The following is an 11,828-nucleotide window of genomic DNA, read 5'->3' as shown; positions in this document are numbered from 1 at the left end:
ATAAATCTATCTTCTTTTATTACATATATTTGAACGAATTATTAGAAAATTTAAAAAAAGAGTTCTTTAGTTATCAGAAAGAGTAGAAAAAAAATATGTACTGTCGAATTATAAAAAAATCCCTTGACACAAAAAAACTTTCTATGCTATAATCAAAAGGCAGTTGAGGGAAAACCTAACAATATGGGGGTAGATAGGTGCTGGTGTGCCTGCTGGTCTTCAAAACCATGTTGCGGCGTTAAGAGCGTCGTGGGTGAGTTCGATTCTCACATACTCCCGCCAATCGATTTAACAACACAAAAAGAGTTCTGTAATTTGATTACAGAACTCTTTTTGTTTTGATTACTTATACAAGTGTATTTCCTAAGTAGTTCCACCACCATCTATTATCAGATCAGCTTCTTCAAAAGGTCTATGTTCACGTATATATTTATCTTCTGCTACCATCCAGTTATTTTCCCAGATATCCCTTGCATTTTCGCCATCTCTTTCAAGTCCTCTCTTAAGGCGAGTTTCTCTTTGACAATAAATAAATATTTTATAGTCATAAAAGTCTGCTAATTCACTTCTTAAAGAATAAACACCCTCTATAACTACTATTCCACCAGGATTTACTTCAATCCAATGACCTAATGTATCGGTAGCCCAGTCATAAACTTGATATTTTGTGTGATTGTTTGTAGATAATGGAATTAATACTTGGTTTCTTAGTCTTTTCCAGTCAAAATCAGCACCTACAGTTTTTTGGAGTACAGTATCATTTATTCTTTGTTTTGATGGAAGATAAAAATCATCCATATGTATAATTGTTATTTCTGAATTTAATTTTGTCAATTCTTCAGTAAATGTACTTTTACCTGAACCACCACAACCATCAATTCCTACTAGAAGTGTTGGATGCTTTCTTGGCATATTTTTTAATGTACTTTGTAATTGTTCAAAGGATTGGAATGCTCCTGTTATACTTTGAAAGATCATATTCTACCACCTTTCTAAAGAGATTAATATTATATTATTTAATATAGTATACAGTAGATTTCTATAGCTAATCAATAATATATACAATATAAATACAATTATAATAAAAAATTGAAATTAGCACAAAGGTTGTGTATAGTAAATATATACAAGCAGTCCAATGTAGGAGGAAAAGAACATGGGAGAATATTTGCTTTCTGTTATAGGATATACGATAATTAACTCTCCGTTCATTATTTGGAGTTTATTGATGATTTTCAAAACTGAGACAATGGCAAAGTATTCAAGATATAGAAAAATTGAGTCAAGTGAGTTCTGGTTAGCTATATCAAAAATAGTAGGAGTGGTTTTATTAATTGCAACAATATGGTGCATACTTACAAACAAAAATATGTTTATGGTATTAGCTAGGGATTAAGTATTTATTAATAAGTAAGCTATTGTTTAAACTTCGATTTATAAATAGTCACAAGTAAAACGGATAAGTAAGTTACTTATCCGTTTTACTATTTATTTCATTTAAATTCAAAATTCACTCCAACCTATTAGGTGTTTTGTTTGATATTCCCACGTAAAGTATTTTTAAAAACATATAAATACCAGATATCAAAAGTATTACTGAAACTTTTACAAGAACACCAGGCTTCTCAAAAAAGATAGACGAGACTAATAACACTAATGCACATACAATTTCAGAAATTCTTTGTTTTTTATTTCGTAATAGAAACTTTTTATTTGGTTTGGATACTAGAGGATTAATTGCTAATCTAACTGCTAAAAGTATAGTGATAAAGAGTATAATAAAAAAATCTAAGCCCATAAATTCATCTCCTTTATTAAAGCATATATTTAATTTACAATTTGGTTTCAAATATATGTATGTATTTGTTATATATTAAATATGTGTAAAATACTAACAAGTGGTATTTAAGAGACTATAGAGTTTCTTTATATTAAAAAAATCTATAATAAGAAATAAAATAAGAAAAGATTAGTAGTAAATAATATAAAAATAAAAAATATAAAATTGTAAAGAATAAGCATGAATAGATTATGAAAACAACTTGTCTATGGTTTAATAAATGGTTATTAAATATTAAGGAGAATTAATAGGATGGGTAAAACAGGGGATTATCTTTCAATATCAATGGATAAGAAGATTTGTAGATACATGGATTTTATAAAATTTATGAATTTATTACACTATGAAGAATTATTTTTTGCAAGAGCTGATAAGTTTGAAGATGCTCTTGAGGGAAAAATTCCTGATTGTTATTTTAATAGGTATTCAAAAGAACAGAAACTTAGTTATGAGGAAGCTTTAAAAGTATTTAATAAAGATAAGGTAAAGACATTTATAAGTTGTTGGAATGTATTTGAAGAAGAATCTTATGGATTATGGAAAATATATGGTGGCGAAAATGGAATGGCGATTTTAACTACATTGGAAAAGTTTAAAGATGCTTTAAAATATTCAAATGCTGCAATATGTGAAGTTGAATATATTAAACATGAGGATATTGATATTAAAGAGATAAGTTCTCCTAGAATAACTACTCCCAATGGTTTGAACAGAAACAATTTCTTTGTATATAAGGAAAATTACTATCATTATGAAAAGGAGGTAAGAGCAATAATTGCTACAGATGAAAGAGCACCACATAAAAAAGTTAAGATAAACTTTAATGAACTGGTAGAAAAAATAATTATCAGCCCTTTTGCGTGTGATTGGTTTGTGGATATGGTTAAGGATATAGTATCTAAAAAATATGGTTTTTCAAATATTCCTATATATAAGTCCAATATAGAGATTAATTTAAAAGAATAGAATTTAAATCTGATATTCCTATTGATTTAGCAATAGGACTTGTTTTTGATAATGTGGACAAGTATTTGACACATAAATCACAAAAATATATAATTATGTAATACTTGCTATAATTGGGAGGTTTAAGGTGAGAAAAAATATAAAAAAGACGATAAGTATATTTATGATAATTTTACTCCTTGGATTAGTTATCACAGGATGTGTAGAGAAGAAACCTAACACTTTAACAGAGGAACAGAAAATTGAAGATTTTGAGTATATGTACAAGATTATTAAGGCGAACTATCCGTTCTTAGAAGTAAATAAAAGAGTAAACGGTATTGATTGGTTAGCTAAGAAAGATGAGTTTATGAAAGAGATAAAAAGGTGTAAAAATGATGAGGAATATACTGAAAAGCTACAAAATATATTATCTCTATTAAATAATGGACATACAAAAATACTGGATAAAGATTTTTATGAATATTTACTTAGCGTATGTAGAGATAATAAAGGAGCAAAACCATGGCTAGCAGAGCTTACACAACATCATGCTCTTAAGAGATATGGATATGATATGAATAAAGAAACTGACAACAGTAAAAGAGAGAATGTTGAGTTAGTTTCAGTTAAAGATAATGTTGAGACAAAGATAGTTGATGATAATATTGCATATATGAAAATAAAATGTTTTCTTATTAATAATGCTGAAATGAATAAGGAGCAAATCAGAAGTTTTATTAAAGAAATAAAAGAGTTAGATGCACTTATAATAGATATAAGAGGGAATAAAGGAGGATATGACTCATTTTGGAAAGAAGGCATTGTTTCTTCTCTCATAGAAAAAACATTAAGTACAGATTTTTATCTTTTTATTAGAGGTGGAGAATTCACAGAAAAATTCTTGAATAAGAATGCTCTGTTAGAAGTTAATAAGGCACAGCATTTTAAAAACATGAAATATTTGCCTCCTGAGATATTATCGGACTTTAAATATTACTCAAAAGAAACTATATATGTAACGCCTTGTGAATCCATAAAGTTTAAAGGACGGATTTTTTTGTTAGTAGATAAGAATGTTTATTCATCAGCAGAGAAATTCGCAGTATTTGCAAAAGAAACAGGTTTTGCTACTCTTATTGGAGAGAAAACTGGAGGAGATGGAATAATAGAATGTCTGCCTTTGTGTACATTACCTAATTCAGGGTTAGTCATGAGGTTTAGCACAGAGATGGGAACTGCTGAAAGTGGTATATGTAATGAAGAACACAAGACAACCCCAGATTATATTGTAGATGCTGAAATAACAGAAAATATTGAAGATGATAAATGTATTCAGAAGGTTATGGAATTAATAGGTAAATAAAAATAATATTACATTAAGAGGAGAGATAAATTGAACATTACAAATGAACAAATTGGACAAGAGAATATTATTATTCAAAAAAGTAAGAAAAAAATTATTATGGATGTTTTATACTCAATATTTTTTATGTGCATGATAATTGTATATTTCTTTATTGTTTATAACAAATATAGCAAAGGAGAAAAATTACCAGATAGTATTTCAGGAGTTTGTGTAATGATTATCCTTACTTTTGATCATATTATTGGTAGGAGACTTCCTATTAGCCGTATTTTAATATTTTGTGCTCAAATATTAATTTTATTTGCTTGGATTAGTTTAATTGACCAAATTAGTGAAACTCAAATTTTGTTAATTCTAGGTAGTTGTGGAATAATAAGTTTTTTATACATATCAATATCTATCTTCTATTTATTTAAAAATAGGAATACTAAAGAGTTTATTGAGATTGGACAAGCAGGTATAGCATATAGAAGTTTATTAATAAATAACACGACATTCATTAAATGGAATGATATAAAAAAGATAACTATGCCTCATATGGGAGCTGAACCATGTATTTTCATCTATCTTAAAAATGAAACAAAGAAAAGGCATAGAATTCATACCATTTTTATTGATATAGATGCAGATGAATTATTTGAACTTTTGCAGTTGCAGATGGAAAATCATAAATAGCTATAAGGATGAAAAAAATTAATTATATAACTCTTGACGTAATTGGGAGGCTTAAGATGAGAAAAAACAATAAAAAGACCATAAGTATATTTATGATAATTTTATTCCTTGGATTAGTTATCACAGGATGTGTAGATAATAAACCTAACACTTTAACACAGGCTCAGAAAATTGAAGATTTTGAGTATATGTACAAGATTATTAAGGAAAACTATTCTTTCTTAGAGGTTAATAAAAGGGTTAATGGAATTGATTGGCTATCAGAGAAGGAGGATTTTTTAGAAGAAATAAAAAACACAAAAGATGATGATGAGTTTTTTTATGAGTTAAGTTATATATTAGATAGATTAAATAATGGTCATACACATATGTTAGATCAAAGTTCTTATGAAAATTTGATTTCTGTATATAGTGAAAGTAAATGGCATAAGGCATGGTATGAGGAAATGTCAAAGCCAGAAGCTCTTAAGAGATATGTTTATAAACCTAAAGATAATAACCAGAAAGCGGATGTAGAGAATATGAGTTTAAGTGATGATAATGAGAATGAGAAATTTATAATAAAAGATAATATTGAGACGAAGATTATAGATGATAAGGTTGGATATTTAAGAATAAAGAGTTTTTACTATTTTAATGAAGAAGTAGACAAGGGTACTATTAAAGATTTTATTTATGATATAAAAGGGTTAGATGGTTTAATAATTGATATAAGAGGTAATGGGGGAGGAACCTCTAGTTTCTGGGCAAGGAATATAATACCGCTACTTATAGAGAAAGAGTTAAGAACTGATTTTTATAACTTCTCACGAGGGATAGGATTCACATATAAATTCTTTAAAAATAATAGATTTCAAATTGAGGGATTTGAAAACCTGAAAAAAATGAAGCATTTGCCACCAGAGGTTTTTATTGATTTTAAATACTATACCAAGGATGTTGCAACTATAGAACCAAGAGAATCAATTAACTTCAAAGGAAAAGTATTTTTGTTAGTGGATGAGGGGGTGTATTCGGCGGCAGAGATGTTTGCGGTATATGCTAAGGAGACTGGTTTTGCTACCCTTATTGGAGAAACAACTGGTGGAGATGGAATTACAAAAGATCCAGCTGTATGTACATTGCCTAATAGTGGATTTGTCTTTAGATTTTCTTATATAATGGGAACTACTCAAAGTGGTGTTTGTAATGAAGAAATGAAGACAATTCCCCATTATTCCTATGATGCTGAAATTACTGAAGATATTGAAGAGGATAAATGTATTCAGAAAGCAATAGAGTTGATGAAAAAATAATTATAGTGGAATAATAATTAAAATATGAACAAGGGATGTGTGTTAAATTGCATTATTCCTTGTTTTTTTATTCAATTTTATATAAATTGCTATTATATAATTCATAATAGTGCGTAAGGTGAAAAATTTAATAAGAAGAGTTAATGATAAATGAAGTAAGAAGAAAAAACTATAGTTTTGAAATAATAATAATTAAAAGAATGTGAGTTTCTAACTGTTAAGATGAGAAAGAATATAAAATAATATAATATCATTTACATGGGCAGAAAAAATAAAAGTAAAAAATTTACAATTAATCATTGAATTACCAATAAATGGATGTTATAATCTATTTATAACATATAGAAAAAAATATAGTTATGGGTCTGAAAGTAAGGAGGGGAGAAAATGAAATTATACGGAAAATCAAAAAAAGCTAAGAAAATTCCTGCACATATTTGGTTAGGTGGAGAATGTTACTAGAATTTATGAATTGCTTTATGTATTAGAATGAATAGGAACACCATTGTATTTTATTATACTTTGGTGTTTTCATTTATAAAAAATCAAAGGAGGGTGAAATTCTTGATTACTTTAAAAGAGAAGGATATTGATTTTTCTGATTATGCACGATTTTTAGAAAATGAAGAGAATGTGATTGTTATAAACGGGTTAACAGGGATTTGGGGATTGATAGATAATTCTATGATGAATAAGGTGCAGTATTGCATAAATAATAATATAGCACCATTAGAATATATAAAAAATCTTGAAGATGATAGTGAAAAAGAGCAGTTAGCAGAAATTTTTCAGGTTTTGATTGAAGAGGGAATGATAAAAAGTAGTAATGATAGTGATTTTGAAGTTAAGATTAAAGAGGTTGAGTTTAAGTTAACTAATAAATGTAACTTAAAATGTCTCCATTGTATGGCATCATCTCATATAGATATTGAGGATTGTTTAACTATTGATGAGATGAAAATAATTGCTGATAAAATTTCAGAAACAGAAACAGAAAATTTGCTTTTAACTGGAGGGGAGCCTTTAATCAGAAAAGATATTAAAGTGTTACTCCCATATATAAGAGAAAAGTTTAATGGAAATATAAATATGATAACTAATGGTACTTTGATTGATAAAGATATGGCAAATTTATTAAAAGAGTGCGTAAATGCGGTATCCATAAGTATTGACGGTTTTGATAAAGAGTCTACTGAGTTTGTTAGAGGGAAAGGGGTATATGATAAAATTGTACAAGCAATAACTTATCTAAAAGAAGCTGGATTTAAAAGAGAAAATATCATACTTACTATGACTTGTACATATCAAAATATGAATCATGAAGATGAGTTTTATAACTTATGCGACAAATTAGATGTTGTGGGAAACGTTAGACAACTTACAGCTGCCGGAAGAGCACTTGAAAATCACGACAATATTGGTTTGAAAAATTATATCTCTGACTTTTCAAGTATTGAGGAAGATTTGGAAACAATAAGAGAGGAATTAGAGTGTAAAATTATATGCAAGGCAGGAACTATTAAGTTTACTATAGATGAAATGGGGGATTTGTATCCATGTCTTGTATTGGGAAATAATGAATATAAGTTTGGAAATTTATTAAATCAGGACTTGAGTGATATATTCAGCTCTGAAAAGTATAGAGAGTTTATTGATAACAAGGTTAGAAAAAGTATCGTTGATAACATACCAAAGTGCAAGGATTGCAACGTAAGATATTTTTGTATGGACAGTTGTTTAGGGGTAAGTAATTCCTATTATAATAACCTGGAAATTTGTGAAGCGAGATGCAGACAAATCTATCCATATCTTAAAAAAGTAATATGGGATGAGTAGGTGAAGATTTTAATGATTATGTTTACAATAAATATATATGTTTCTAATGCAGAATTTCGTTTTTGATATTAAGAACTTACAAAGCACTGTATCTTAAGATACATGAATTTGATTCTATCAAAAAAACTGAAGATATTTAAAGAGAATGTGGAGAAAAGTTTTTTGAAGAAAATCAATATAAAGTCCAAAGGTGTGGAGAATATAAACAAGGAATGAACTCAAATTATGTGTTATTCCTTGTTTGTATTTAGGGGACTGTTATTTGTGTTTTATTTTATTATATATACAGCCATTACTCCTTTAACTGGAACATACATATAAGAAGTGAAAGTTTTCATTCCAGCATAATTCCATTGCATTACATCTTCAACATAATACATACCTTCAATTCTTCCGTTAAATGGATAAGGAAAATTCATATAGTCTTGATCATACTCGTATATATATCTTCCATCTTCCAATAAAAATCTATAACCTTTTTCGCATATATGTTGAGGAATTGGAAGTGCTCTGCTTCTCTCTCCGCCAAATCCTCCATCATTATCACACACAAAGCAGTCGTCAAATCTTTCTGTTCTTATAATTCTAGTTTTCTTTTCTACTAACTCTTTTTCTACGATATCTGTAACAACTTCGTATTTATCTTTGAAAAAACCTGCGTATATGTCTTTATGAGTAGCATATAAAGGAAGTTCGCTTGAATCAAAGCTATATGAAGTTCCTATAGAGATTTTATTTATTACTTCAGTTTCTATATGTTTTTTATAACTAGAGCTAATTTCAGCTTTTATCAGTTTTAAGAAAGTGGCACTAACAGTTCCCTTAATTTCGAAATCTTCTTCTACTAGCTTTCTGGTAACTGTTTCGGTATTTGTAACATAGGTCTGACCCCTCATAAGTTGAGTTATTCTTTTGGCATTCATTAAGTCACCTATTGAACTTTCAGCAAGTTTAATATAACGTTTACGAACTAGTTTTCCATCTACTTCTTTGAAGGGGTTACTATAAGGTTCTTCTAAGTAAATATCTGTTTTTATTTCTGAATCATTCATGATGCGTGTGTTAGGAGATCTAGGAATGTTAGTATCAAGAGCTTGAACACTTGTTGCAAATAGGGTGAACATCATAACTATACTTAAGATTTTACCAGTAAGTTTCATTTGTAAAGCCTCCTTAATATACCTATTATTTTGAATTGCCAAAGAGTGGATTTAATCTCTTATAATAGTATATTTATTTACAAATGATTGAATTTATTACATAAAATATAAAGAAAATATTTTAACAATTTAAAAATAAGTTTAAACTAAAATAGCTTCAACTTTTTCTCTAATAAAGGGGAGTTGAGAATGTAGAGCAGAACCAGGACACTCAGTTATAGTTCCTTTAAGAGAGATGGAAAGAACATCTTTATGCCCAATTATTTTGGAAGTATTAATGGAATATATTTGACTTAACCATGCTAACAATTGTACTAGACTTTTTAATTGAGTTGGATATATTTCCTTATGAGAAAAATCCCCTAAGAGAGCTATTCCTAAGGATTCATTATTTAATCCATAAGCATGAGAACCTTTGAATTTTTTACTTCGTCCTTCAAAAATTTGACCATCCTTTGAAATTAAATAGTGATATCCTATATCAGCCCATTTGTCTTTAATAAGATTACCTTCCTTATCATATTTTTTAGACATATGGTATTTTTGAATATCTCGAACTACTTCTTTTGCATCTTCCCCTATTTTATAATCACCATCAAAGGTAGTGTGGTGAATCACCAAGTAATTGATATTTGATAAATAATTCATTTTTTCTGTTGGGATCCGAGCGGTCCAAGTTGTTCTAGGAATTATATTTAGTTTATATAGGGTATTCATTCTAATTGCATCCTAATTTAATTTTTATATTTTAAGATATGAGTTTGAGAAGTGAAAGATGAAAAAAACAGTAAGGAAAAAGTTCCCTACTGTTTTAGGTTTCAATTAAAGTTTAAATAACTCAACGGATTGAGATAGTTTCTTAGTCATAGTATATAATTCTTGTACTGATGCTGTTACTTCTTCCATACCTGCGGTCTGTTCTTCTGCTGAGGCACTTATTTCTTGTGAGGCGGAGGCAGACTGTTCTATTATTGAAGAAATATTCTCGGTAGAACTTAATACAGTGTCCTTAGCGTTATTAATATAAGTTATATCACTATGTAATGAATCTATATGTTTAATTAAATTATCAGTTGAAGTGTTAATCTGATTAAAGGACTCTTTTGTTAACTCTAGATGATTTACTGCATTTTCTGCCATGAATTTAGATTCGTTCATGGTTTTATTTGTGTCATTTATAACTTGAGTAATCTCATCTATAATTACAGCAATTTCTTTGGTTGCTAAGGTTGATTGTTCTGCTAATTTTCTTACTTCATCAGCTACAACTGTAAAACCTCTCCCGTGCTCGCCGGCTTTAGCAGCTTCGATTGAAGCGTTTAGGGATAACAGATTTGTTTGAGCTGAAATTGAATTTATAGTTTCAACCACAGTGCCTATAGATTTAGATTTTTCTAATAACTCTTCAATTCCTTGTCTCACTATTATTCTTACTTTGGTATCATTTTGAATGCTTTCATCTAGTTCGAACATGGATTTTGTGCCTAGTTTATTTTTCTCTTTCATTATTTCCGAATCAACACAAATGGCTTCTAATTTCTTAAATATATCTTCGATTTTATCAGCAAGTTGGTTTGAAATTTCTAGTGTTTTACTAATTTCCATTACTTGATCAGAAGAAGCGGAAGCAATTTCTTGAATCTGAGTAGAGATTTCTTCACTTGATGCAGTTACCTCTTCAGAAGAACTTGCAATAACTTTTGAGGTGTTTTCAAGGTTAAAGGTTATTTCTTTAATATTGCTAATGAGAGATTTGATGTTATTAGTCATCTCATTGAAACTATTTGATAATACTCCAACTTCAGTCTTACATTTAATATTTATATTTTCTATACTTAAATCATAATTTGAAAGTTTCCTTGCTTGGTTAGATATGGTAACTATAGGTTTTGATATTCTTAAAGATACTGATACTCCTAAACTACATACTAATAACATTATCACTAATGAGATAAGTATAATAGTTTTCTTAAAATCTTGAAGTGAGGCATGCTCTTCTGATACATCATAGTCAACTCCAAGAAAGCCTACAACAGTTCCGTTACTATCTTTAAGAGGATACAAAGAAGTTATTAGTATACCCCAGTTTGATATATCGATATCTTTTGCAATATATATATCGCCGTCATAAACATCATTGAAGCCAACAATTGATTCTGTTTCTACATCTCCTATGTGACTAATTTCATCATCATCTTTATCAGTTCCATCTACAATATAGATATATTTTTCTTTATCATTTTTTCTCATTGTATATAGATTTGTAGCACCACTGATTTTTCTAATATGATTAAGTTCTTCTCTAATTTTTTGATAAGACTCATTCTTTTCATCTTCAATAGAAGTGAATTTAATAAATTCATCAATTGGAACATAATCAGTTGCGGCTTTAGCAATCTTTCCAGCTTTTTTTCCTAGATTATTGACCAAAAGCCTCTTGCTTTGATGATATAAAACTGTTGATAAAACACTCACCGTAAGTAGAACAATGAAGGTGAATGATAAAATGATTTTTGTGCTTAATCTGTTTTTAAAGTGTAGTTTAGTCATTGCTATCTTCCCCCATAAAAAAATTAGCTTAAATTTGATTAATAATTAAGAACTTTATCTTTCAGATTTGATTAATAAGACTTTTAGATAAGTTTGATACATAATATTCCATAATAACCAATTAAATTCTAACATAATTACATAATTTATACAACTAA

At 28.5% G+C, this 11,828-nt stretch carries 10 protein-coding genes and 1 tRNA gene; 7 read left to right on the top strand and 4 right to left on the bottom strand.

Annotated elements, in window-relative coordinates; translation table 11 throughout:
• The first annotated feature begins 185 nt into the window (after window positions 1-185).
• Window positions 186-282 (top strand) — tRNA-Sec (locus tag OW730_RS19350).
• 81 nt (window positions 283-363) lie between these two features.
• Here the strand turns inward: OW730_RS19350 and OW730_RS19345 are convergent.
• Window positions 364-978 (bottom strand): uridine kinase family protein, encoded by a 615-nt coding sequence (locus tag OW730_RS19345; RefSeq protein WP_271225688.1) that lies wholly within the window; start codon window positions 976-978, stop codon window positions 364-366.
• A gap of 178 nt (window positions 979-1,156) precedes the next feature.
• Between OW730_RS19345 and OW730_RS19340 the strand changes: the two genes are divergently transcribed.
• The 6 genes from OW730_RS19340 (at window position 1,157) to OW730_RS19315 (ending at window position 7,960) form a co-directional block, all read left to right on the top strand.
• On the top strand, window positions 1,157-1,396 hold the full coding sequence (locus tag OW730_RS19340) for a hypothetical protein (RefSeq protein ID WP_271225687.1): 240 nt from the start codon (window positions 1,157-1,159) through the stop codon (window positions 1,394-1,396).
• A gap of 696 nt (window positions 1,397-2,092) precedes the next feature.
• Window positions 2,093-2,806 (top strand): hypothetical protein, encoded by a 714-nt coding sequence (locus OW730_RS19335; protein ID WP_271225686.1) that lies wholly within the window; start codon window positions 2,093-2,095, stop codon window positions 2,804-2,806.
• 127 nt (window positions 2,807-2,933) lie between these two features.
• The gene (locus tag OW730_RS19330) at window positions 2,934-4,151 is read left to right on the top strand and encodes a S41 family peptidase (protein WP_271225685.1); all 1,218 of its coding nucleotides are present in this window, start codon (window positions 2,934-2,936) and stop codon (window positions 4,149-4,151) included.
• A gap of 30 nt (window positions 4,152-4,181) precedes the next feature.
• Window positions 4,182-4,829, top strand: a complete 648-nt coding sequence (locus OW730_RS19325; RefSeq protein WP_271225684.1) for an STM3941 family protein — start codon at window positions 4,182-4,184, stop codon at window positions 4,827-4,829.
• A 56-nt stretch (window positions 4,830-4,885) separates the two neighbouring features.
• Window positions 4,886-6,124, top strand: coding sequence for a S41 family peptidase (locus OW730_RS19320; RefSeq protein WP_271225683.1), 1,239 nt, complete (start codon window positions 4,886-4,888; stop codon window positions 6,122-6,124).
• Between the two features lie 564 nt (window positions 6,125-6,688).
• The gene (locus tag OW730_RS19315; protein ID WP_271225682.1) at window positions 6,689-7,960 is read left to right on the top strand and encodes a radical SAM/SPASM domain-containing protein; all 1,272 of its coding nucleotides are present in this window, start codon (window positions 6,689-6,691) and stop codon (window positions 7,958-7,960) included.
• Between the two features lie 269 nt (window positions 7,961-8,229).
• On the opposite strand, the gene OW730_RS19310 is transcribed toward OW730_RS19315, so the two are convergent.
• The 3 genes from OW730_RS19310 to OW730_RS19300 all read right to left on the bottom strand — a co-directional run bounded on the left by OW730_RS19310 (window position 8,230) and on the right by OW730_RS19300 (window position 11,670).
• Window positions 8,230-9,120 carry a hypothetical protein gene (locus tag OW730_RS19310; RefSeq protein ID WP_271225681.1) on the bottom strand — a complete coding sequence of 297 codons (891 nt, stop codon included), beginning with the start codon at window positions 9,118-9,120 and terminating at the stop codon, window positions 8,230-8,232.
• Window positions 9,121-9,261: 141 nt separating this feature from the next.
• Window positions 9,262-9,837: a peptidoglycan recognition protein family protein gene (locus OW730_RS19305; RefSeq protein WP_271225680.1), complete on the bottom strand. Its 576-nt coding sequence runs from the start codon at window positions 9,835-9,837 to the stop codon at window positions 9,262-9,264.
• Window positions 9,838-9,942: 105 nt separating this feature from the next.
• Window positions 9,943-11,670, bottom strand: a complete 1,728-nt coding sequence (locus OW730_RS19300; protein WP_271225679.1) for a methyl-accepting chemotaxis protein — start codon at window positions 11,668-11,670, stop codon at window positions 9,943-9,945.
• Window positions 11,671-11,828 lie beyond the last annotated feature (158 nt).

The organism is Oceanirhabdus sp. W0125-5 (assembly GCF_027938815.1).
In the GTDB taxonomy this organism is placed as follows: domain Bacteria; phylum Bacillota; class Clostridia; order Clostridiales; family Clostridiaceae; genus Oceanirhabdus.
The sequence above is the reverse complement of the archived record's forward strand: the minus strand, read 5'-3'. Positions and strand labels throughout refer to the sequence as shown.